Genomic DNA, 22,675 nt, shown 5'->3' on the forward strand with positions numbered 1-22,675 from the left:
ATTATGGCCGCCTTAACGCACTGCCCCCCGCGGCCAGCGCAGTTGATATGCCGTCGTCCACGAGGGCGGTGGCTCGACGCGCTGCAGGAGGGCGCCTTCGCGTTCGGCGATGCGCTGCACCAAGCCCAGCCCCACCCCCAGCCCGCCGCGGTCGGACGCCGCCTGCAGCGCGCGCTGCGCCGCGCCCCCGTCGTCCACCACCTGCAGTACCACCGCCCCGTCGGGCTCGCAGCCCAGCCGCACATCGACCCGCGAGCCACTCGGGGTATGGCGCAGCGCATTGTCCACCAGATTGCGCACGGCCAGGTGGATCAGCGTGGGATGCCCCCAGACGATGGCGGGCTGCAGACGCGTCTGCACATGCTGGCCGCGCGCGTCGACCATGGGTTGCAAGCGTGCCACCACCTCACGCACCAGTGCCGCCAGATCCACCGGCTCGGCCGGCTCGGCACCCGGCGCGTCCGCTCGGGCCAACGCCAGCAGTTGGGTGAGCAGCTCGCCCGCGCGCAGCGCCTCTTGCTCGACTTGCACCAGCGCCGCCTGACCCTCGGGGATGTGTGGCTGGGTGCGCGCCAGGCGCGCTTGCCACACCAGCGCCTGCAGCGGAGAGCGCAGCTCGTGTGCCACGTCGGAGGTAAAACGCCGCTCGCGCTGCCACAAGGCATGCAAGCGTTGCACCAGATCCTGTAGGGAAGGTCTGCAAAACCTTCCTGCCAGACTGCCGGGATGGGACAATAGCGACATGAAGCAGATGAGTCTGGAGGCGACGATGTATACGGGCTTTGAGCTGCGCACCAAGCGCACCCGCAAGCGTGCGTTTTTGGAGCAGATGGACCGTGTGGTGCCGTGGGCAGAGTTGGTCGCACTCATCGAGCCGTATGCGCCGAAGGCGGGTCCCAAGGGTGGGCGGCCACCCTTTGCGGTAGAGAAGCTGCTGAGGATTCATTTTTTGCAGCAGTGGTTTGGTCTGTCGGACCCGGCGGTGGAGGAAGCCTTGTACGACACGCCGCTGCTGGCGAGCTTTGTTGGTCTGGACCTGGGGGTGGATGTCGTGCCGGATGAGAGCACCATCCTGCGCTTTCGCCACCTGCTGGAGCAACACGGCCTGAGCCAGCGTATCCTCGAGACGGTCAATCGCATCCTGACCGAGCGTGGCCTCATGCTCAAGAGCGGCACCATCGTGGATGCCACGCTCATTGCTGCTCCCAGCTCGACCAAGAACGCCCGCCGTGAGCGCGACCCTGAGATGCACCAGACGAAGAAGGGCAACCAGTGGTACTTCGGCATGAAAGCGCACGTTGGGGTCGACGCCGAGACAGGGCTGGTACACACGGTGGTGGCCACCGCTGCCAACGTCTCGGATGTGACGCAGGCGCATCGGCTCTTGCACGGGCAAGAGACCGACGTCTTTGCCGATGCGGGCTATCAGGGAGTGGACAAGCGAGCGGAAAACCAGGGCAAGCAAGTCGCTTGGCACGTGGCCATGCGGCCGGGCAAGCGCCGGGCATTGGACAAGCGCACTTTTCTTGGCCAGGTGATGGATGCCTTGGAACGCACCAAGGCGCGCATTCGTGCCAAGGGTGAGCATCCGTTTCGGGTACTCAAATGCCAGTTTGGCTACCGCAAGACGCCCTATCGAGGCTTGGCCAAGAACGGCGCGCAGCTCAACGTCCTGTTTGCGCTGGTCAATCTGTGGCTGGCGCGCAAAGCCTTGCTGGCTGCGACGGGATAAGTGCGCCCGCAGTGGGCTCACTGGGGCCGGATGAGGCTGCAGAGGGCCCACGAAGGGGCTTGCTGGAGCCCAAGAACCGTTCAGCATCTGTTTCGATCCCATCCTACGAAACGATATTGACCCTGAACTCGTCGCCACGAACGAGTGGGCGGGGTAGTGCAGAGGTTCCGTAGTGCGCGCTGCACCCGCAACAGCTCCTCATGGCACTGCACGGGCCAGTCCATGGGCTGCCCGGGCTCCGAGCCGCGCAGCCGCTCGGCCAGCCGCGTCAGCGGCCGCAGGCCGCGCCGGATCGCCCACGCCAGCAGCAGCGCCAGCACGGGCAGCAACACCACTGCCGGGCGGACCAAGTGCGTCGCGATGTCGCGCCCCAGCGCAGGATGGCGGCTGGCGTCCAACCCGACGGCGACACGGCGCGCCCCCTGCTGTGCCACCAACCAGCGCCAAGGACGACGCCGATCACCGTCCGGCAGTTCCCACGTGTGGTAGCCCACAGGGGCGTCGGCGGGCAAACGGGGGGCCCAGCCGTGCGAGTCCCACACCAGATCGCCCTGCTGCCACAACACCACGTGGACGTCGGGCGCATAACGCTGGGGCGGCTGGGGCATGCTCGGCTCGGCATCGGAGAACCGTGGCGACGCTACTCGGTCTGCAGATGACGGCAGGGGCGCCTGCAGCCACAGCCGTGCCATCGTGGCCAACTGACCGTCGGTGACCTCTTCGGCCTCGTGCACGCCCGTGACGTAGGCCGCAGCCACCAGCACCACCCATGCGAGCAACAACGCTCCCAGTACCCACGCCCACAGGTACCGCCACAACCGTGGCGCGCGCCCCGGCGCTCCGTCAGACCCTGGGCCCACCCCGCTCACGACTGCATCGCCTCCTGCGCTGCGGGCATGCGATACCCCACACCGCGCACGGTTTCGATCCACCCACTGCCCAACTTACGCCGCAGATGGTGGATGTGCACCTCCAGCGCGTTGCTGTCCACCAGCTCGTCGAAACCATAGAGCGCCTGCTGCAGCCGCTCTCGGGTGACGACGTGGCCACGCGCCCGCAGCAGGGCCCACAACAGGGCGTATTCCTTGGCCCGCAGGGCAACGGGCCGTCCATGCAGCGAGACGGCGCGCGCCGCCGGGTCCAGCACCAAGGGCCCGATGCGCCACAGCGGTTGCGCTTGTCCGGCACCGCGGCGCAGCGCCACCCGCAACCGCGCCAGCAATTCCTCCGGTGCAAAGGGTTTGACCAAGTAATCGTCGGCACCGGCATCCAGCCCCACCACGCGCTGCGGCAGCGCATCGCGCGCGGTCAGCACCAGCACCGGCGTCGTTCGGCCGTCGGCACGCCAGCGTTGCAGGCCCACCAACCCATCGCCGTCTGGCAACCCCAAATCGAGCAGCACCGCATCGAACGACTCCACCGCCAGTGCCGCCTCTGCACACCCCAGCGTCGCGCACACGTCGCACGCGTAGCCCTCGGCCCGCAACAGCGCGGCCAAGCCCTGTGCCACGGCGGCGTCGTCTTCCACGATCAGGATGCGCATGCCATCGAAGTCGAAGGTCGTTTAAGGCGGGTTTAAGGCCATGGCTTTGCAATGTCCTTAACGCGCCATCCGATTGTCACACGGGCCCGGCACGATGCCTACCCGCGCGCCGCCCATCACACCCATCCCATGTCATCACGCCCATCCTGGCCCACCTCCCGCCACCGCACCCTGTGGGTCGGCCTGACCTGGCTGGCACTCATCATGGCCATCGCATGGCTGCGCCAGCCCCCGCTGGCACAGGCCAGCCTACTGGCCACGCAAACGTGGACGCGCCTGGTGCCCGACACGTGGTGGCACGCTCTCACCTGGTTGGGTGACGCCCATTGGGCACTGGCGCTGTGGTGGTTGTCGCTCGCCTGGATCGGGCAGCCGCGGCAGGCGCTGGGCATCGCCGCCTGGGGCGCACTGCCCACCATTACCATGGTACATGTCACCAAAGCCTGGGTCACCTCGCCCCGCCCCGCCGCCGTCATGCCCGAGGGGCTGTTGCACGTCATCGGCCCCGTGCTCAAGATGGGCAGCTTTCCCTCCGGACACACGGCCACGGCCTTTTATCTGGCCGCGGCGTGGGCCTTGTCGGTCGGCCCCGGACGGCGGCAACGATGGGCTTGGGGCTTGGCCGTCGGAGTGGCCGCCGCCGTCGGCTTGTCGCGCGTGGCAGTGGGCGCGCACTGGTGGGCGGACGTGCTGGCAGGCGCAGTGGTGGGGATATGGGGTGCTGCGCTGGGTTGGCTGGGCCAGCGGCACTGGGGCCATGCGTGGCCCCGTCTCTCGTGGCAACGGACTGGCCCCGTGGTCGCACTGGCACTGGCCGTGTCTCTGTGGTGGCGGCCAGTTCCTGCCGATGTCGTGTTTGTCTCACACGCCCTGGGCGCGTTGCTCGCGGGCTGGGGTGCATGGAAAATGTCGCACCGTTTGCGCCCGCATCCAACTGTCTATGCCGACTGAGCCAGCCGCCCGCGTCCGCTCGCACCTTGACCCCTGGGTCATTTTGTTGCCGCTCTTGGCTTTCGGTCTGGGTCTCGGCTGGCCCCCGCTGTTCGATGTCGACGAAGGCGCATTCGCGGAAGCCACGCGCGAAATGCTGCAGCGGCGCGACTGGATCGCCACTTGGCTCAACGACCAACCACGCTACGACAAGCCCATTTTGATTTATTGGTTACAGGCACTGGCCGTGGCGGTACTGGGTCCCAGCGAATGGGCGTTTCGCGCCCCGTCCGCGCTGGCTGCCTGTGCTTGGGCATGGGCAGTGTGGGTTTTTGCCCGCCCGCGTCTGGGCCATGACGCTGCACGGCTGGCACTGGCCATGGTCTGCACCGCGTGGGGGCCGTGGATCATCGGCCGCGCGGCGACGGCCGACGCGCTGTTGAATCTGTGGTTGACACTCGCTGGCCTGGACATCTGGCGCTACCTCGAAGTCCACCCCGGGGAAAACCGCGTGGCCTTGCGGCGCGCCTACGCCTGGGTGGCGTTGGGCCTGCTGACCAAAGGGCCTGTGGCCGCCCTGGTGCCGGCCGCAGCGGCCGCCGTGTACTGCCTGTCGCGGCGCGAGTTACGGCCGCTGTGGGTCGCCGCGCGCGACCCCTGGGGCTGGTTGCTGCTGCTGGGTATCGCCGGTCCCTGGTATGCCGCCATCCTGGCCACGCATGGTCAAGCCTTCATCGACGGCTTCATCCTCAAACACAATGTCCAGCGCTTTACCCACACGCTCGAGGGCCACGGCGGCAGCCTCGTGTACTACGTGGTCATGCTGCCGCTGCTGTTGGCCCCCTGGAGCCTGCGCCTGCCCGGCACGATCGCGCGCCTGCGGCAGGACTGGCAAGACCCCTTGGCGGTTTACCTGTGGGGTTGGGCGTTGTTTGTGCTGGCATTTTTCTCGCTGTCGGGCACCAAGCTGCCCCACTACGTGCTCTACGGCAGCACGCCGTTGTTTCTGCTGCTGGCGCGCCACTGGGGCAGCGGCGGACGGCTACCCCTCTTCGGTGCCGTGGCCCTGCTGGGACTCTGGCCGGCGCTGCCGTGGCTGACCGTGATGCTGGCCGAGCGCGCGAGCAACGGCTACTACGCCGATCAACTGCGACTGGCATTGGCGCTGGCGGGTCCCGGGTACTGGGTCGTGACGCTGGGCGCTGCGGCGCTCGGTCTGGCGTTGTTCGCCTGGCGCCGCGGGTCCACGGCGACGCGCATGATGGCGTTGGCCGCGCTGCACACGCTGGTGCTGGCGCTGGCCGTCGCGCCTTGGGCGGGGGAGGTGTTACAAGGCGCGGTCAAACGAGCGGGGCTGCAAACGCGTGCTGCTGGTGTGTCCGCCGTGACGTGGCGCTTCGACGCGCCGAGCTTCAGCGTCTATCGGCAAGCCGTCACGCCACGGCGCGAGCCCGCCGTGGGCGAATGGGCCCTGACGCGAAGCGACCGGGATCCACCGTGGCCTGCCCGCGAGCACGACCGGCGCGGCGGCGTCGTGCTGCTGGAGCGGCTGCCCGATGGGCCCGCGACACCCGGCGCCGCTCAAACGTCGACCTCCACCGCATCCCCATAGCGCTCCAGTAGCTCCCGGCGCGCGGCGGCCTCGCCCTTGCCCATGAGCTGGCCAAAGCGCTCGGCAGTGCCCGCGGCGTCCAGCGCCCCCAACGTCACCGGCCACAGCCGGCGCGTGTCCGGGTTCAGTGTGGTGTCCCACAGCTGCTCGGCGCTCATTTCTCCCAGCCCCTTGAAGCGGCTGATCTGACACTTTTCGCGCGGCACGCCCTCCTTGGCGCATTTATCCAGGATCGCAGCCAGCTCGCCCTCGTCCAGCGCGTAAAACTTGCCCGCTGGCTTCTTTCCGCGCGCGGGCACGTCCACCCGGTACAGCGGCGGCCGGGCCACGTAGACGTGCCCCGCCTCGATGAGCTTGGGAAAGTGGCGAAAGAACAGGGTGAGCAGCAGCACCTGGATGTGCGAGCCATCCACGTCCGCGTCGCTCAGGATGCAGACCTTGCCGTAGCGCAGGCCACTCAGATCCACATCATCACCAGGGCCGTGCGGATCCACGCCGATGGCCACCGCGATATCGTGGATCTCGGTGTTGGCAAACAGCCGCTCGCGCTCTACCTCCCAGGTGTTGAGCACTTTGCCACGCAGCGGCAGCACCGCCTGAAACGTCTTGTCGCGGCCCATCTTGGCGCTGCCGCCAGCGCTGTCGCCCTCGACCAGAAACAGCTCGTTGCGCGCCAAATCGCGGCTTTCGCAGTCAGTGAGTTTGCCCGGCAGCACCGCCACGCCCGAGCCCTTGCGCTTTTCCACCTTCTGCGCGGCTTTCTGGCGGCTTTGCGCGGTGCGAATCACCAGCTCCGCCAGGCGCTTGCCGTGCTCCACGTGCTGGTGCAGCCACAACTCCAGCGCCGGGCGCACGAACGACGCCACCAACCGCAGCGCGTCACGTGAATTGAGCCGCTCCTTGATCTGCCCCTGAAACTGCGGATCGAGCACCTTGGCCGACAACACATAACTGGCGCGCGCGAACACATCCTCGGACAGTAGCTTGACCCCTTTGGGCAATAGGGCATGCAGCTCGATGAAGCTGCGCACGGCCTGGAACAGCCCTTCGCGCAGCCCGCTGTCGTGCGTGCCGCCGGCCGGGGTCGGAATCAGGTTGACATAGCTCTCGCGCACCAATGGGCCGTCCTCGGTGAACGCGACCGCCCAGGCCGCGCCTTCGCCCTCGGCAAAACTCTCGTGTCCCGCCTCGGCGTAGCCCTCACCCTCGAACAGCGGGATGATCGGCTCGGCAGCCAGCGTCTGCAGCAGGTAGTCGCGCAAGCCCCCTTTGTACTGCCACGTCTGCGTCTCGCGCGTTTTTTCATTCACGAGCGTGACGCTGACGCCCGGCATCAGCACCGCCTTGCTGCGCAGCAGGTGGGTCAACTCCGCCAACGGCAGCGCCGTGCTGTCGAAATAGCGCGCATCCGGCCATACACGCACCGTGGTGCCTTGGCGGCGCTCCCCAGCTTCGAGCGGACGGCGGGTGAGCGGCTCGACCACCTCTCCCCCGGCAAACGCCATGCGTGCCACATGCCCGTCGCGGTGGCTGGCCACCTCCAGCCGCGCCGCCAGCGCGTTGGTCACGCTCACGCCCACGCCATGGAGCCCGCCCGAGAAGCTGTACGCGCCCCCCTGTCCCTTGTCAAATTTGCCCCCCGCGTGCAGCCGGGTAAACACCAGCTCCAGCACCGGCACGCCCTCCTGCGGGTGCAGGCCGTGCGGGATGCCGCGCCCGTCGTCTTCCACGCTGACCGAGCCGTCCGCGTGCAACGTGACACGAATGCGCTTGCCAAACCCCGCCAGCGCTTCGTCGGCGGCGTTGTCGATCACCTCTTGCACGATGTGCAGTGGGCTGTCGGTGCGGGTGTACATGCCCGGGCGCTGCTTGACGGGCTCCAGCCCTTTGAGCACCCGGATCGAGGCTTCGGCATAGCCGGGAGTGGCGCCCGGCGCAGGGGAGGATGCAACCATGGCGGCCGATTGTAGGGGCGCGCTCGGCCCCGTCCGGGGGGCTTGACAGCGCCCCAACCGATGGTGTTGTGCACAGAAACGCGACACCGGCTGTACGCGTATCGATGCGCTGGACGCCCCTTGTTTGCACCGCAGCGCACTCGGAGAATATTGCACCACGTTGTTTTATTTGGTATTTTTTGATTCTCAAAAAATAGGCAATCTGTTCAAGGCCTTGACGGATGCGGCTTTGCGATCGCTGGCCACGGCTTGCCCACAAAGTTATCCACAAGAAATTGGGACAACGGCGAAGACGCCCAACGACACAAGGACTTGCCGCGCATCGCTGACATCGAATCTGCAGCGGTGGCGCCAAATCCCGCCTCGATGGACGGGCGCGACAGCTTGCCCACCCGGCCACGGGGGGCTTGCGCTAGACTGCGCGGATGTCTTCTCGCGCCCGCCTGGGCGCCGTGCAGGTCCTGCTGTGCGGCGCGTTGATCGTCACGTTCTCCATGGGCATCCGCCACGGCTTTGGCTTGTGGCTGCAGCCCATCACGCAAGCCCAAGGCTGGTCGCGCGAGACCTTCGCGCTCGCCATGGCCATCCAGAACCTAGCGTGGGGCGCATTCGGCATCTTCGCGGGCATGCTCGCAGACCGGTTCGGGGCGTTTCGCGTGCTGGTCGCGGGCGCGGCGCTGTACGCGCTCGGGCTGCTGGGGATGGCGCTCGCCACGTCCACCCTCGTGTTCGCGCTGACCACCGGCGTGCTCATCGGTGCCGCGCAGGCAGGCACGACCTACGCCATCATCTATGGTGTGATCGGGCGGCAAATCGCGGCCGAACGGCGCTCGTGGGCCATGGGCGTGGCAGCGGCCGCCGGGTCGTTCGGGCAGTTTCTGATGGTGCCGGTGGAAGGCTGGCTGATCACCACGCTCGGCTGGCAAGCCGCGCTGCTGGCACTGGCGGCAGCGGTGCTGCTGATCGCCCCGCTGGCCTGGGGGCTGCGCGAGCCGGACTTCGCCGCTGGCGCGTCCCCCGCGCCCCGGGAGCAGACCATCGCGCAAGCCCTGCGCGAGGCGTTCGGCTACCGCAGCTTTCAGCTGCTGATGGCGGGCTACTTCGTCTGCGGCTTCCAGGTGGTGTTCATCGGCGTGCACATGCCCAGCTATCTCAAGGATCAGGGCCTGTCGCCCCAAGTGGCCAGCACGGCGCTGGCGCTCATCGGCTTGTTCAACGTGTTGGGCACCTATGCGGCCGGCGCCTTGGGCCAGCGCATGGCCAAGCGCAAAATCCTCTCGGCCATCTACGCGCTGCGCTCGGTGGCGATCGTGCTCTTTTTGACCGCCCCGCTGACGCCCTGGAGCGTGTACCTCTTCGCCGCCGCCATGGGGGTGCTGTGGCTGTCTACCGTGCCACCCACCAACGCCATCGTGGCACAGGTGTTCGGCGTGGCGCACCTGTCGATGCTGGGCGGCTTCGTCTTCTTCAGTCACCAGGTCGGCAGCTTCATGGGGGTGTGGCTCGGGGGCTTGCTCTATGACCGCACGGGTAGCTACGATATCGTGTGGTGGATATCGATCGCGCTGGGCGTCTTCGCCGCGGCCGTCAACTGGCCCATTCGAGAGGAACCGATCCGTCGCGGCCCGGTGCCGCTGGTGGGTCAGGCGGCAGCCTGACACCCGCCGCGCGGTGGGTGCCCAGGCGCCTGTCCGCTCTTTTCCTTCATCATCGTCGTCCCATGTCTGAACCTCGCGCCACCTGCCCGCCCGCCGCTGTCGCCGGTGTGGCCGCGCCGCGGCTGCTGGCTTGGGGGGTCGCACTGGGCGTGTGTGGCCTCGTGTTTACCTGGTACCAGCAACCGGATTTTCTGTTCACCCTGGCCGACCGGCTCTGGAACTGCTTCTGACGATGCCGCACGCCGACGACCTGCCGCCCTCGGACTGGATCACGCGCTTCGCGCCCTTGTTGCGATCGCTCGCGCAGCCGTCCCACGCCCCGCTGCAAGCACTCGATCTGGCCTGCGGCAGCGGTCGCCACACGCGTTGGCTGCTGACGCAAGGCTGCCACGTCACCGCCGTCGACCGTGATGCCGCCGCTCTGGCCCGCCTGGCCGATCGGGTCGGCCAAGCCGGGACGACGATGCTGACATGCCTGGAAGCCGACCTCGAAAACGCCCCCTGGCCGCTGCCGGGACGCACCTTCGACATCGTCGTGGTGACGAACTATCTGTGGCGCCCGCTGCTGCCGCGTATCGTCGAGTCGGTTGCCATCGGCGGCGTGCTGCTGTACGAGACGTTCGCCCAAGGCAACCAGACGGTGGGACGGCCCGCGCGTCCCGATTTTTTGCTCGCACCGGGTGAACTGCTGCAGGCGTGCGCGGGGTTGCGCGTCATCGCCTACGAAGACGGCTACCTGCACGCCCCACCACGCTTCGTGCAACGCATTGCCGCCGTGCGCGAGCGCCCGTGGCCGCCCGACGCCCCGCCCCGCTACCCCCTCGACTGACCGACCGATTCCGCCCCGCGGGCTGGTTAGAATGTCCGCTGGATTTTCGAACGTCACCCGCCACAACACGCCATGAAGCCCATCACCGGCAGCATCGTCGCCCTCGTCACCCCGATGCACGAGGACGGCAGCGTCGACTACGACACCCTGCGCCAGCTCATCGACTGGCACATCGACCAAGGCACCGACTGCATCGGTGTCGTGGGCACCACGGGTGAGTCCCCCACCGTCAGCGTGGAGGAGCACTGCGAAATCATCCGCGTCGCGGTCGAGCAGGCGGCGGGGCGGTGCCCGATCATGGCGGGCTGTGGGGGCAACTCCACGCGCGAGGCCATCGCGCTGGCCGAGTTCGCGCGCAAGGTCGGCGCCGACTGCCAGCTCCAGGTCGTGCCGTATTACAACAAGCCCACGCAGGAGGGGATGTACCAGCACTTCAAGGCCATCGCCGAAGCCACCGGTGACCTGCCCATCGTGCTGTACAACGTGCCCGGTCGCACCGTGGCCGATCTGCTGCCCGAAACGGCGCTGCGGCTGGCCCAGGTGCCCGGCATCGTCGGTATCAAGGAAGCCACCGGCAACATCGAGCGCGCCCAGTGGCTCATCCGCGAAAAGCCCGACCACTTCGCCGTCTACTCCGGCGACGACGCCACCGCCGTCGCGCTCATGCTGTGTGGCGGCCAGGGTAACGTCAGCGTCACGGCCAACGTGGCCCCGCGGCTGATGCACGAGCTATGCATGGCGGCCATTGCAGGCGACGTGCGCACCGCGATGCGCATCCAGATGCAGCTGCTGCCGCTGCACAAACAACTGTTCGTCGAGGCCAACCCGATTCCCGTGAAGTGGGCGATGGCGCGCATGGGCCTGTGCGGGCCGACGCTGCGCCTGCCCATGACGCCACTGTCCGCCACCCACCAGCCTGCCGTCGAGGCGGCGCTGCGCGCCAGCGGTCTGATCTGAGCCCGACTCGCCCGAAACGCCCAGCCCAAGGGAACCGACATGCACGCCTCCCACCGTCCCCGTTTCGCTGCCGCGTGGCGGCCCGCCCTCTTGACGCTCGCCGCGCTCTTGGCCAGCGGCTGCTCGGTGCTCGAAGAAACCCGCATCGACTACAAAAGCGCCAAACAGATCAACACGCTGGAGGTGCCTCCCGACCTGACCCAACTGGCGCGCGACTCGCGCTACGCGCTGCCAGGGGCCACTGTCACGGCATCGGGCTATCAGGCCACGGCAGCGGCCCGGCCCTCCGGGGTCGCCGCCCCCGTGCAAATCGGCGACGTGCGCATCGAGCGCGCCGGCAACCAGCGCTGGCTGGTCGTCGACCGAGCGCCCGAGGTGCTGTGGCCCGCGCTGCGCGATTTCTGGCAAGAAAACGGCTTCCTGCTCACACTGGATCAGCCGCAGCTCGGCCTGATGGAGACCGACTGGGCCGAAAACCGCGCCAAGATTCCGCAAGACATCATCCGCTCGACCATCGGCAAGCTGTTCGACAACCTGTATTCGACCGGCGAGCGCGACAAATTCCGCACCCGGGTCGAGCGCAACGCCGCTGGCGGCAGCGAAATCTACATCAGCCACCGCGGCATGGTCGAGGTCTACACCACCGACCGCAAGGACAACACCGTCTGGCAGCCACGCCCAGCCGACCCGGAGCTGGAGGCTGAATTTCTGCGCCGCCTGATGGTCAAGCTGGGGGTGAGCCAGGAACAGGCCAAGGCCACGATGGCTGCCCAGGCCAATCCGCCGGTGGCCCGCGTCGAAACGGTGGATGGGATGCCCGCCGTCGTCATCGACGAAAACTTCGACCGTGCTTGGCGGCGTGTGGGCTTGAGTCTCGATCGCAGCGGCTTCACCGTCGAAGACCGCAACCGCGCCGAGGGCATGTACTTCGTGCGCTACGTGCCGCCCGACGAAGGCAGTGCGGGCAAAGAGCCCGGCTTTTTCGGGCGTATCACCGGCTGGTTCAGCCGCTCGGATTCGAGCACCAGCGCACCCGCGCGTTACCGCATCCGGGTCGCCACCAGCGGCGAGCGCAGCACCGTCACCGTGCTCGACGCCAATGGCCAACCCGATCGTTCGCCCGCCGCGCAACGCATCGTGCAGCTGCTGGCGGCGGACATGAAGTGATGGGCGGCGCTCAGGTGGCAGCCGCTGCCACCTCTGGTTGGGGCTGCGGCGTGCGAATCAGGTAATCGAACGCCGACAGCGCCGCCTTCGCACCCTCCCCCGCGGCGATCACGATCTGCTTATACGGCACGGTCGTGCAATCGCCTGCGGCGAAGACGCCCGGCACGTTGGTGTGGCCCTTGGCGTCGACGACGATTTCGCCGTAGCGGTTGCGCTCCACCACGCCGTCGAGCCATTCCGTGTTGGGCACCAGGCCAATCTGCACGAAGACCCCCTCCAGCGGCAGCACGTGCTCCGCGCCGCTGGCGCGGTCGCGCCAGCGCAGGCCCGTCACCCGCTGGCCGTCGCCCTGCACCTCGAGCGTCTGCGCTTGCGTCAGCACGGTCACGTTGGGCAGACTGCGCAATTTGCTGACCAACACCGCATCGGCTTTGAGCTGATCGGCAAATTCCAACAGCGTCACATGCTGCACGATGCCTGCCAGATCGATGGCCGCCTCCACACCAGAGTTGCCGCCGCCGATGACCGCCACGCGTTTGCCCTTGAACAGCGGACCATCGCAGTGGGGGCAGTACGCCACGCCGCGGTTTTTGTATTCGGCCTCGCCCGGCACATTCAGGTTGCGCCAGCGCGCGCCCGTGGCCAAGATGACGCTGCGGGCCTGCAGTGCCGCCCCGTTGGCCAGACGCACGCCGATCCAGCCACCGGGTGGCTCGGCGGGCTGCAGTGCCGCCACCGCTTGTCCGTTCATTAGGTCCACCTCATAGTGGCGCACCTGCGCTTCCAGCGCCGCGGCAAAGCGGGGGCCATCCGTTTCCAGCACCGAGATGTAGTTCTCGATCGCCAACGTGTCGTTGACCTGGCCACCGAAGCGCTCGGCCACGAGTCCGGTGCGAATGCCCTTGCGCGCCGCATACACCGCCGCCGCTGCCCCGGCCGGCCCGCCGCCCACGATCAGCACGTCGAATGGGTCCTTGGCCGCGATCGCCGCGGCCGCGCGGGCCTGCGCACCGGTGTCGAGCTTGGCCACGATCTCCTCGAGCGACGTGCGGCCGGAGAGAAACACCTCGCCATTGCGCAGCACCAGCGGCACCGCCATCACGTTGCGCTGCTCCACCTCGGCGGGGAAGAGCGCGCCATCGATGACGGCGGTGTGCACGCGCGGGTTCAGAATCGCCATTAGGCTGAGCGCTTGCACCACGTCCGGGCAGTTGTGGCACGACAGCGACATGTACACCTCGAAGTGGTGCTCGCCGGGCAGCGCACGCACCTGCTCGATCAGTTCTGGCGCCACTTTCGGTGGGTGACCGCCGGTCCACAGCAGCGCGAGCACGAGCGAAGTGAATTCGTGCCCCAGCGGGACCGCCGCAAAGGTCAGGTCCGGGCCGCCGTCGGGGCGACGCAGCGCGAACGACGGGCGGCGCGACGCCTGTCCGTCGAAGCGGGCAGTGATTTTCCCGTCCGACAGGCGGGCGATGGTGTCGAGCAACTGCCGCAGCTCGGTCGAGCTGGCCGAGTCATCTAGCGTCGCCACCAGCTCGAACGGCTGCTTGACGTGTGTAAGGTAAGACTGCAATTGGGTCTGAAGTTGGGCGTCGAGCATGGGTTCTCTCCTGGGGGGGCGATGGGGCGGGTGGACTGGGTCAGCCGGCGGGGCGATGGCGCCCCACCATGCACCCGGCGCAGTTGGCCGGGGCTTGACGATTTAGATCTTGCCGACCAGGTCCAGCGACGGCGCAATCGTCTTGGCGCCTTCGTTCCACTTGGCCGGGCAGACTTCACCCGGGTGTTCGGCCACGTACTTGGCGGCCTTGAGCTTGCGCAGCGTCTCCTTGACATCACGCGCGATGGCGTTGTCATGGATTTCGGCCGTCTTGATCACGCCTTCGGGGTTGAGGATGAAGGTGCCGCGCAGCGCCAGACCTTCCTCATCGATGTGCACGTCAAACTGACGGGTGAGCTGATGCGTCGGATCGCCAATGAGGGGGAACTTGGCTTTGCCCACGGCAGGCGACGTTTCATGCCACACCTTGTGCGAGAAGTGCGTGTCAGTGGTGATGACGTACACCTCGGCGCCCAGCTTTTGGAACTCGGCGTAGTGCTCCGCCGCGTCCTCCACCTCGGTCGGGCAGTTGAAGGTGAACGCCGCGGGCATGAAGATCAGCACCGACCAGTGGCCCCTGAGCGACTGGTCCGTGATCTCGACGAACTTGCCATTGTGAAACGCTTGCACTTTGAAGGGTTGAACTTGCTTGTTGATGATGCTCATAGAGCGCTTCCTTTCTTGAGACGGGTTGAACACTGACAACCACGATAGCGGTACGGGACATCCGTACCAACACCGATATTATAGACATAAACAATCGTTACGCTGTATTGATAGTTTCTATTGTCCGCATCGACTCGCGCTATGTATACGTAATACGACTCACTCTTATTTGTGGTAAAGTATGGATTCACCAATCGACTCAACTCGGTATCATGCGCATCGCTGCTGTGGCACGTGCGGCCCGCGCGACGCGCCATTGACCACCTGCGCCGCCTGCCCAGCAAACCAGCCCGCTAGTGGCGCAAAGCGGCACGTGCAGAGAAAACGATATACAACTCGGTAATGCGCTTTGCGTTCCTGCCCTCCTCGCCTGCAGCCACCCCCGCGACACCCGTGGCACGGCGCCATCCCGTGCGCGCTCGGGTTTGGGGTGTGACGCTTGCGGTGACCGCAGGCCATGGGTTGGCACTTTGGGCGCTGCAGCAAGCGTGGCAGCGACCGGTATCGCCCCAAGTTACCCCGCCACGCGTGGTGCAAGTCTCCCTCGCGCCGGCCGCGGTTACCGCCCCTGCACCGGTGCCAGAGCCTGCGCCGATCACGCCACCCTCCCGGCGCGAGCCGGTGCCGCGTCAATGGCCCAAACCAGTCCCGCGCTCGTGGACGGCGCCAGAAGCGACGCCGCCTGCGCCCGCCCCCGTCGCAACACCTGCCCCCGCAGAGGCGGCAACCGAAACCTCCGTGCCCATCGCCGCCTCCACGCCCGTGAGCACTGCCGCAGCGGCGACCCAGGGCGGGCCATCCATCGCCACGGAGGCCGCCGCGTCGGCACCCGCGGCCCCTCCAGCACCGCCGCGCATCGAGTTGCCCTCGGCCAGCGCCGCGTACCTCAACAACCCGCCACCGGCGTATCCGGCGCTATCTCGCCGCTTGGGCGAGCAAGGCCGCGTGGTGTTGCGCGTGCGCATCGAGCCCGATGGCACCGCTTCCGCCGCCGAAATCCGCACTTCCAGCGGCTACGAGCGGCTCGACGAGGCAGCCCGGCAGGCGGTCTTGTCGTGGCGCTACGTGCCGGGCAAGCGCAACGGCGTGCCAGAAGCCATGTGGTTTTTGATCCCGATCCAATTTGAGCTGCGCTGACAAAGCCACCCGCCCTACCGATATTCGAAACCGACTCGTTGAAGATAGGAAACGATCCACCATGGAAACCACAGCAATGCCCACCGCTTTCGGACTCGCCCACTTGTGGTCGCAAGGCGACGGCGTCATTCGCGCCATCGCCATCCTCTTGCTGTTGATGTCGGTGGCCTCTTGGGTGGTCATCGTCCTCAAGGCGCTGGACCTGCGCCGCTACCGCGCCCAGGCGCGCCGGGTCGAGGCGTTTTGGCACGCCAGCGACTTCGCCGACGGGCTGGAGCGCCTCGGGCGCGAGGTGGACAACCCATTCCGACTGCTGGCGGTGCACGGTCGGGATGCAGCCGCCCACCTCCAGGGGCAAGACGGGTCACCCCGCACGCCTCAACTGCACGACCAGCTCGACCTGAGCGAATGGGTGCAGCGCGGCCTGCGCCACGCCATCGACGATTTCGTCGCGCGGTTGCAATCGGGCCTGTGGATCTTGGCGTCAGTGGGCTCGACCGCGCCGTTCGTGGGGCTGTTCGGCACGGTCTGGGGCATCTACCACGCCTTGATCGGGATTGGCATCTCAGGCTCCTCCACCCTCGATCAAGTGGCGGGCCCCATCGGTGAGGCGCTGATCATGACCGCACTCGGCTTGGCCGTGGCCATCCCGGCCGTGCTGGGCTACAACGCCCTGGTGCGCGGGCACAAGGCGCTGGTGCATCGCGTCAACCGCTTCGCGCACGATTTGCATGCCTACTTCGTGACCGGCGCACGGGTGATGAGCCGCCAAGCCGACGACAGCAAAGTGCGGCCCTTGCGCAGTGAAGCGCGCTGAGCGCCAAGTGGAGACTCAAGCCATGGCCTTTTCCATCCAAGACGACCAAGACGGCGAGCTGCTGAGCGAAATCAACATGATCCCGCTCATCGACGTGATGCTGGTGCTGCTGATCGTGTTCATGATCACCATTCCCGTCATGAAGCACGCCGTCTCCGTCAACCTACCCCAGGCAAGTGCCACGCCACAGACGCCACCACCCCAGGCCGTGCGGCTGAGCATCGCCGCCGACGGCAGCTACCGCTGGGACGACGAGGACGTCGATGACGCCACCCTCGAGCAACGCCTGCAAACCATCGGCGCCCTTGACAACCAGCTGCCGCTGCAGATCCTGGCAGACCGGGAGGTACGCTACGAACGCGTGGCACAAGCGCTGGCAGCCGCGCAGCGTGCCGGCGTGCGCAGCGTGGGCTTCGTGACCGAGCCCGAGCGGTAAGAGTGCAAGACGTGCGAAGATACGTGCCGTTCGATTCGCAGCCACGGTCATCCAGCCCGAGTACCGGGAACTTGCTCCCCCGACGACCGATCCTACACTGCGGAAGATTCCCCACCCTAGACCGCCTCGATGACAGGAGACGTCTGCCATGAACTTCGACACCGCTATCCGTCGCTCTGACGCTCTGGTTGGCGACGCATCGCGCCAGCGCGTTCTGCGCAACACCTATTGGCTGCTCGCGCTCAGCCTCGTGCCCACCGTGCTGGGGGCGTGGATTGGGGTCAGCACGGGCATCACCGCCGCGCTGTCCGGCGGTATTGGCCTGCTCGTCTTTCTGGGTGGCGCATTCGCATTCATGTTCGCCATCGAGCGAACCAAACACTCGGCCACTGGCGTGGCGGTGCTGCTGGCGTTCACCTTCTTCATGGGGTTGATGCTGTCGCGGCTGCTGGCCGTGGTGCTGGGTTTTGGCAATGGCGCCCAGCTGGTCATGACCGCCTTCGGCGGGACGGCTGCCGTGTTTTTTGTCATGGCCAATCTGGCCAGCGTCGTCAAGCGTGACCTCGAAGGGTTGGCCAAGTGGCTGTTCTTCGGCGCCATCGTGCTGCTCATCGGCGGCATCATCAACGTATTCGTCGGCAGCACGGCGTTCATGGCCGCGCTGTCGGTGATGGCGATCGGCATCTTCAGCGCCTTCTTGCTGGTCGATCTCAAGCGCATCATCGACGGCGGCGAGACCAACTACATCTCCGCCACGCTGGCGCTGTATTTGAGCCTGTTCAACGTCTTCCAGAGTCTGTTGGCGCTGCTGGGGATCTTCGGCGGCGAGCGCGAATGACGCCTTCTGCGGCGGTTTCGCTGGCTGCGTAACGGTTGACACCCGATCGGCCAGCGCCGTCTGATGCCCGAACCGCGAAAATGACGGTCCGGGCATCGTTTTTTTCGTGCCTCGTGGGGGTGGCCGATCCCTCCCCCTTCTCCGACAATCGGATCATGAGGTCGCTCCCCCCTGTTGCCTTCTCCACCGCCTATCGCTTGCCTGCCCGCACCGGCCTGGCGCTGGTGGCCGCGGCCACCATGCTGACGGGATGCGACGCGCTCGGCATCGACACGCCTGCCAAGCAAGCCCAGCGCCGCGAAGCCGAAGGCAAGGCCATTGGTGCAGCCTGCCGCCACACGCAGCGCAGCCTGGAAGATTGCTACGCGAGCAACCCCAAGGCTTCCAAGGCCGCCATCTTTGCCGGCTGGCGCGAGATGGACGAGTACATGCGGGAAAACGACATCCCCCCCGCGCCGCCGGCACCGCCCAAGGTGGCCGACAGCGATGCCGTCAAGGAGGAGATCGTCGCGCCCGCTGGGCGCTGATGCGTCCGCCGCGTCAAGCCAGCGCTGCGTCGCGCTCGAAGACCGCGATGCTCTCGACGTGCGCGGTGTGGGGGAACATGTTGACCACGCCCGCCGCCGTGCAGCGGTAGCCTGCTTGGTGCACCAGCAAGCCCGCGTCGCGCGCCAGGGTCGCCGGGTTGCAACTCACATAGACGATGCGCTGCGGCGGTCGCCACGGCTGCCCTTCGGGCGTCGTGGGTGCCGGCGCACCCGACAGGGCCGCCTGGTGTAGATCGGCCAGGGCCTTGACCAGGGCAAACGCCCCCTCCCGCGGCGGGTCGACCAGCCACCGATCCGCCCGCCCGTCGGCCACCAATTGCGCCGGCGTCATCTCGAACAAATTGCGCGCGACGAAGGTGGTGGGCGCCAAGCCCCCGCGCTCCCGTTGGTTGCGCGCCCAGTTATCCCGGGACCGTGCCACCAGCGCCTCGCTGCCCTCGACACCCAGCACTTCGCCCGCCTGGGTGGCAATCGGCAGCGTGAAGTTACCCAGCCCGCAAAACCAGTCGATAACCCGCTCGTGCCGCTGCCCCTGCAACAAGCGTAGCGCGCGCCCGACCAGTACACGGTTGATGTGAGGGTTGACCTGGGTGAAATCGGTCGGGCGAAACGGCATGCGCAGACCGAACTCCGGCAGCGCATAAGACAGCTCGGGCGTGCCGTCGTCGGGGTCGAGACGGTGCACGCTCTCGGGCCCCTTGGGCTGCAGCCACCACTGCAGCGTGGCCGACGGATGGGCGCGGGCGAACGCACGCAAGCGATCCCGATCCGCGTCCGACAACGGCTCCAAGTGCCGCAGCACCAAAGCGGTCACGCCATCGCCACACGCCAGCTCGATCTGCGGGCAGGTCTCGCGCGCGTCCATCGCCATCAGCAAACCGCGCAAGGATGGCAGCAGCGCGCTCACCGGCGCTGGCAACACCGCGCACGAGCCCATGTCAGCCACATAGCGGCTCTTGCGCTCGTGAAAGCCGATCAGCACGTCCCCCTTTTTGGCCACATACCGCACCGACAGCCGCGCGCGCCAGCGGTAGCCCCAGGCGGGGCCGACGATGGGCGACAACACCTGCTCCGGCCGCACCTTGCCCAGCCGCCACAGGTTATCCTCGAGCACGCGCTGCTTGATCGCCACCTGCACCGATGGCTCCAGGTGCTGCATCTTGCACCCACCGCATGCGCCTGCGTGCAGGCCAAAGTGCGGGCAGCGCGGCGTGACGCGCCACGGCGATGCACGATGGATGGTCTGCACCTGTCCCGCTTCCCATTGGTTCTTGCGCCGGGTTACCACCACATCGACCCACTCACCGGGCAGCGCCCCCTCCACGAACACGACCTTGCCGTCGGGGCGGCGTGCGATGCCCTGCGCTTCGATATCCAGTGCCTGAATCCACAGCGCAGACGTGGGCACACCCGCGGGTCTGGGTGGTTCGTTCGGGGTGCTGGCGGGCAGACCGGCGTCGGCGCCGGCACACAGATCAGGGGTGGGGTTCATCAGCGGCTCGGCAGCAGGGTCAGCGGATCGACCGGCTTGCCCTGGCGCCGGACTTCGAAGTGCAGCTTCACCCGATCGGCGTCGCTGCTGCCCATTTCGGCGATCTTTTGCCCCTGGCGCACGGTTTGGTCCTCACGCACCAGCAACGCCTGGTTGTGGGCATAGGCCGTCAGGTAGGTGTTGTTGTGCTTGAGGATGATCAGGTTGCCATAGCCACGCAGGTCGGAGCCGGCATAGACCACGCGCCCGTCAGCGGCCGCCAGTACGGGGTCGCCCGCGCGCCCACCGATGCCAACCCCCTTGCTGCGCGTCTCATCGAAGGTGTAGAGCACGGGCCCCTTGGCCGGCCAGATGAGCGCGATCGTATCGGTACCCGTGGCTGCGGGCGCGGACGCCGCAGGAGCCGGTGGACTGCCACCATTTGCCGCCGTCGTCGCCGGCGCCGCGGGCGTGCGGGCCGCAGTGGCAGATGGGGCCGCCGGGCTCGCATCCAGCGGCCGCGGCTGCACACTGGCCCCTGGCACGGGCTGGGTGGTGACGCCAGCGGTATTCGTGCCTGCCGTATTCGCACCTGCGGCTGCGGGCACGGCTCCGGGGGGCACCACGCGCAACACCTGCCCCACCTCGATCAGGTTGGGGTTGGTCAGGCCGTTCCAGGCCGCGATGTCGCGCCAGCTCTGCCCGTGCTCCAGCCCGATGCGATAGAGCGTATCGCCAGGTCGCACCGTGTAGTACCCCGGCTTGCCAGCGTTTTCGCTGCCGGGCGCGGCAGCGGCCGGCGTGGTGGACGCCCCCGCAGACGCGCTCGCCGGGCCGCCGGCCACCCCTGGCGCCCGGTCGACCACCGGTGCCTGCCGCGGCACGGGCTTTTGGGGCGCCGCGCAACCGGCCAACAGCACCACCAGCGCGGCCAAGGACGCGCCCAGCACACGCGCAGGCAGCAAAGGGGTGATCACGGCCACAAACGGGGGGCGTAGGGCATTCATCGCAGCGTTTTCGTCCTCGGTCATGCAGTCCCCGATTTTAGGGGGACGAACCGGACCCCCTCGAGCACGCGCCGCTCGAAACCGTGCGCGCTGCGCTGCACCACCACCAGGCTTTGCTGACCCGACTGCAGCTCGGCGGGCGCGACCAGCCGCGCCCCCACGGCCAGCTGCTCCAGCCATGCCGCCGGGATGGATTCCCCACCCGCCGCGGCGATGATGCCCGCATACGGTGCCCCTTTCGGGTAGCCCAGCATCCCATCGCCAAAAATCAAATGGACGTTGGGAATGCGCATCGGGCGCAGGTTGTCGCGCGCGCGCTCGTGCAGCGCGCGCAGCCGCTCCATGCTGTAGACCTCGCGGCATAGGTGCGACAGCAGCGCCGCCTGATAGCCGCAACCCGTGCCGATCTCGAGCACGCGCCCCAGCGGCAGGGTCTGCCCCTCGCACAACAATTCGAGCATGCGGGCCACCACGCTGGGCTTGGAAATCGTCTGCCCCCAGCCGATGGGCAGGCTCGTGTCCTCGTACGCCTGGGCGGCCAAGCCGGAATCGACGAAGCAATGCCGCTCGACCCGCTCGAACGCCTGCAGCACCGCCGGCTGCGTCACCCCCTGTTGCGCCAACCGGCGCACCATGGCCTGGCGCACGGCCGCAGAATCCAACCCCACCCCGGCCACCGCGGGCGGCACGGCGGTCTGGGCCCGCGCCGCTGCGGCGGACGCCGGGCGGCCGCCCATCCCCACGCTGGGCCCCACGGGCAAGGTCGCCGGGAAGCGCGGCCGCGGCGGCCGCCCCCCGCTGGGCGCCGTCGGGCTGGGGCGCGGCGGCCTGGGCATCACCATGGGCGGGCGTCTCCCGCAGCAGCCCGTGCCGCCGCCCCTTCGCGCGCGTCACCGTATCCACCCGCAGCAGAAAGCGCGGCCGCCGTCTGCGCCCAGTAGGCCAGGCGGGCATGGTCGGTCAGGTCGATCTGCAGCGGCGTGATCGAGACGTAGCCCTGCCGCGTGGCGTGAAAGTCGGTGCCTTCCGCATCGTCCTTGGCGGGACCGGCGGCACCGATCCAGTACATCGTCTCGCCGCGCGGGTTGACTTGGGTGATGACGGGCTCGGCCGCGTGCCGACGCCCCAGGCGCGCGACCTTGAAGCCGCGGATCGCCGCGCGCGGCAGACTGGGGATGTTGACATTGAGCAGCCACGGTCCTGGGTGCGCCGCATCGGGCGGCGTATCGGCCATGGCACGCCGGTGCGCCTCGGCCGCGGGTTGCAGCGTGCGCACCAGCTCGGCCGCCAGCGCCGCCGCGCCGTCCAGGTGCGCCCAGCCCTTTTCGGTGAGTGAGAACGCGATACCGGGAATGCCGAACAAATACCCTTCCATCGCTGCGCCGACGGTGCCGGAGTAGATCGTGTCGTCGCCCATGTTGGCGCCGTTGTTGATGCCCGAGACGACCAAGTCCGGCCGGTAGTCCAACAGGCCCGTGAGCGCGATGTGCACGCAGTCCGCCGGTGTGCCGTTGACGTAGCGCACCCCGGGGGCCGCCCGGTGCACATACAGCGGCGCGTTGAGGGTGAGCGCGTTGGACTTGGCGCTGTTGTTGTGCTCGGGCGCCACGACCTCGACCTCGGCGAACGCCGACAGCGCCTGCGCCAGCGCCACGATGCCCGGCGCTTGGTAGCCGTCGTCGTTGCAGAGCAGGATCTTCATGCCGGTCGATTGTAGGGCCCATGCCATGCACCTGTGCGACAGCGCCGCGACGGGCGCGCGCCCTATG

Annotated in this window: 23 protein-coding genes; 13 read left to right on the forward strand and 10 right to left on the reverse strand. The window is 67.7% G+C overall.

Annotation, left to right across the window (positions count from 1 at the left end; translation table 11 throughout):
• Positions 1-12: 12 nt before the first annotated feature.
• Entirely contained in the window at positions 13-678 is a 666-nt protein-coding gene (locus ACPP3B_RS00655) for a sensor histidine kinase (protein WP_424859435.1), read from the reverse strand.
• Positions 679-742: 64 nt separating this feature from the next.
• On the opposite strand from ACPP3B_RS00655, the gene ACPP3B_RS00660 reads away from it, so the two are divergent.
• Entirely contained in the window at positions 743-1,732 is a 990-nt protein-coding gene (locus ACPP3B_RS00660) for an IS5 family transposase (protein WP_424858568.1), read from the forward strand.
• Positions 1,733-1,812: 80 nt separating this feature from the next.
• Here the strand turns inward: ACPP3B_RS00660 and ACPP3B_RS00665 are convergent, their stop codons facing one another.
• The gene (locus tag ACPP3B_RS00665) at positions 1,813-2,511 is read right to left on the reverse strand and encodes a hypothetical protein (RefSeq protein ID WP_424859436.1); all 699 of its coding nucleotides are present in this window, start codon (positions 2,509-2,511) and stop codon (positions 1,813-1,815) included.
• A gap of 86 nt (positions 2,512-2,597) precedes the next feature.
• Positions 2,598-3,275, reverse strand: coding sequence for a response regulator (locus ACPP3B_RS00670; protein WP_424859437.1), 678 nt, complete (start codon positions 3,273-3,275; stop codon positions 2,598-2,600).
• A 129-nt stretch (positions 3,276-3,404) separates the two neighbouring features.
• Here ACPP3B_RS00670 and ACPP3B_RS00675 point away from each other — a divergent pair, with 129 nt between their 5' ends.
• On the forward strand, positions 3,405-4,226 hold the full coding sequence (locus ACPP3B_RS00675) for a phosphatase PAP2 family protein (RefSeq protein WP_424859438.1): 822 nt from the start codon (positions 3,405-3,407) through the stop codon (positions 4,224-4,226).
• 55 nt (positions 4,227-4,281) lie between these two features.
• Entirely contained in the window at positions 4,282-5,817 is a 1,536-nt protein-coding gene (locus ACPP3B_RS00680; RefSeq protein ID WP_424859439.1) for an ArnT family glycosyltransferase, read from the forward strand.
• Here ACPP3B_RS00680 and ACPP3B_RS00685 read toward each other — a convergent pair.
• On the reverse strand, positions 5,787-7,772 hold the full coding sequence (locus ACPP3B_RS00685; protein WP_424859440.1) for a DNA topoisomerase IV subunit B: 1,986 nt from the start codon (positions 7,770-7,772) through the stop codon (positions 5,787-5,789). The genes ACPP3B_RS00680 and ACPP3B_RS00685 overlap by 31 nt on opposite strands.
• A 425-nt stretch (positions 7,773-8,197) precedes the next feature.
• On the opposite strand from ACPP3B_RS00685, the gene ACPP3B_RS00690 reads away from it, so the two are divergent.
• The 5 genes from ACPP3B_RS00690 to bamC all read left to right on the forward strand — a co-directional run bounded on the left by ACPP3B_RS00690 (position 8,198) and on the right by bamC (position 12,383).
• Positions 8,198-9,430 carry an MFS transporter gene (locus ACPP3B_RS00690; protein WP_424859441.1) on the forward strand — a complete coding sequence of 411 codons (1,233 nt, stop codon included), beginning with the start codon at positions 8,198-8,200 and terminating at the stop codon, positions 9,428-9,430.
• 62 nt (positions 9,431-9,492) lie between these two features.
• A complete protein-coding gene (locus ACPP3B_RS00695) occupies positions 9,493-9,660 on the forward strand; it encodes a hypothetical protein (protein ID WP_299018972.1) in 168 nt (55 codons plus the stop codon).
• A 2-nt stretch (positions 9,661-9,662) separates the two neighbouring features.
• Entirely contained in the window at positions 9,663-10,259 is a 597-nt protein-coding gene (locus ACPP3B_RS00700) for a class I SAM-dependent methyltransferase (RefSeq protein WP_424859442.1), read from the forward strand.
• 72 nt (positions 10,260-10,331) lie between these two features.
• On the forward strand, positions 10,332-11,216 hold the full coding sequence (dapA, locus tag ACPP3B_RS00705; RefSeq protein ID WP_424859443.1) for a 4-hydroxy-tetrahydrodipicolinate synthase: 885 nt from the start codon (positions 10,332-10,334) through the stop codon (positions 11,214-11,216).
• A 39-nt stretch (positions 11,217-11,255) separates the two neighbouring features.
• Entirely contained in the window at positions 11,256-12,383 is a 1,128-nt protein-coding gene (bamC, locus tag ACPP3B_RS00710) for an outer membrane protein assembly factor BamC (RefSeq protein WP_424859444.1), read from the forward strand.
• 10 nt (positions 12,384-12,393) lie between these two features.
• On the opposite strand, the gene ahpF is transcribed toward bamC, so the two are convergent.
• Positions 12,394-13,986: an alkyl hydroperoxide reductase subunit F gene (ahpF, locus tag ACPP3B_RS00715; protein WP_424859445.1), complete on the reverse strand. Its 1,593-nt coding sequence runs from the start codon at positions 13,984-13,986 to the stop codon at positions 12,394-12,396.
• Positions 13,987-14,088: 102 nt separating this feature from the next.
• Positions 14,089-14,652 carry an alkyl hydroperoxide reductase subunit C gene (ahpC, locus tag ACPP3B_RS00720; RefSeq protein ID WP_424859446.1) on the reverse strand — a complete coding sequence of 188 codons (564 nt, stop codon included), beginning with the start codon at positions 14,650-14,652 and terminating at the stop codon, positions 14,089-14,091.
• Between the two features lie 738 nt (positions 14,653-15,390).
• On the opposite strand from ahpC, the gene ACPP3B_RS00725 reads away from it, so the two are divergent.
• From ACPP3B_RS00725 to ACPP3B_RS00745, 5 genes are all read left to right on the forward strand, one after another.
• Positions 15,391-15,789 (forward strand): energy transducer TonB, encoded by a 399-nt coding sequence (locus ACPP3B_RS00725; RefSeq protein ID WP_424859447.1) that lies wholly within the window; start codon positions 15,391-15,393, stop codon positions 15,787-15,789.
• 76 nt (positions 15,790-15,865) lie between these two features.
• On the forward strand, positions 15,866-16,606 hold the full coding sequence (locus tag ACPP3B_RS00730) for a MotA/TolQ/ExbB proton channel family protein (RefSeq protein WP_424860203.1): 741 nt from the start codon (positions 15,866-15,868) through the stop codon (positions 16,604-16,606).
• A gap of 22 nt (positions 16,607-16,628) precedes the next feature.
• Complete coding sequence (locus tag ACPP3B_RS00735) at positions 16,629-17,042, forward strand: ExbD/TolR family protein (RefSeq protein WP_424859448.1); 414 nt, start codon at positions 16,629-16,631, stop codon at positions 17,040-17,042.
• Positions 17,043-17,190: 148 nt separating this feature from the next.
• Positions 17,191-17,880: a Bax inhibitor-1 family protein gene (locus tag ACPP3B_RS00740; RefSeq protein ID WP_299020603.1), complete on the forward strand. Its 690-nt coding sequence runs from the start codon at positions 17,191-17,193 to the stop codon at positions 17,878-17,880.
• Between the two features lie 155 nt (positions 17,881-18,035).
• Positions 18,036-18,407: a hypothetical protein gene (locus tag ACPP3B_RS00745; RefSeq protein ID WP_424859449.1), complete on the forward strand. Its 372-nt coding sequence runs from the start codon at positions 18,036-18,038 to the stop codon at positions 18,405-18,407.
• Positions 18,408-18,420: 13 nt separating this feature from the next.
• Here the strand turns inward: ACPP3B_RS00745 and rlmD are convergent, their stop codons facing one another.
• The 4 genes from rlmD to surE form a co-directional block, all read right to left on the reverse strand.
• Entirely contained in the window at positions 18,421-19,920 is a 1,500-nt protein-coding gene (rlmD, locus tag ACPP3B_RS00750) for a 23S rRNA (uracil(1939)-C(5))-methyltransferase RlmD (protein WP_424859450.1), read from the reverse strand.
• Positions 19,920-20,864 carry a peptidoglycan DD-metalloendopeptidase family protein gene (locus ACPP3B_RS00755; RefSeq protein ID WP_424860204.1) on the reverse strand — a complete coding sequence of 315 codons (945 nt, stop codon included), beginning with the start codon at positions 20,862-20,864 and terminating at the stop codon, positions 19,920-19,922. The genes rlmD and ACPP3B_RS00755 overlap by 1 nt, the downstream gene beginning before the upstream one ends.
• A 62-nt stretch (positions 20,865-20,926) precedes the next feature.
• On the reverse strand, positions 20,927-21,748 hold the full coding sequence (locus ACPP3B_RS00760) for a protein-L-isoaspartate(D-aspartate) O-methyltransferase (RefSeq protein ID WP_424859451.1): 822 nt from the start codon (positions 21,746-21,748) through the stop codon (positions 20,927-20,929).
• The gene (gene surE / locus ACPP3B_RS00765; protein ID WP_299019949.1) at positions 21,742-22,608 is read right to left on the reverse strand and encodes a 5'/3'-nucleotidase SurE; all 867 of its coding nucleotides are present in this window, start codon (positions 22,606-22,608) and stop codon (positions 21,742-21,744) included. Before surE ends, ACPP3B_RS00760 begins: the two co-directional genes overlap by 7 nt.
• Positions 22,609-22,675: the final 67 nt, after the last annotated feature.

Source organism: Tepidimonas sp. HKU77 (assembly GCF_049728535.1).
Lineage (GTDB): Bacteria > Pseudomonadota > Gammaproteobacteria > Burkholderiales > Burkholderiaceae_C > Tepidimonas.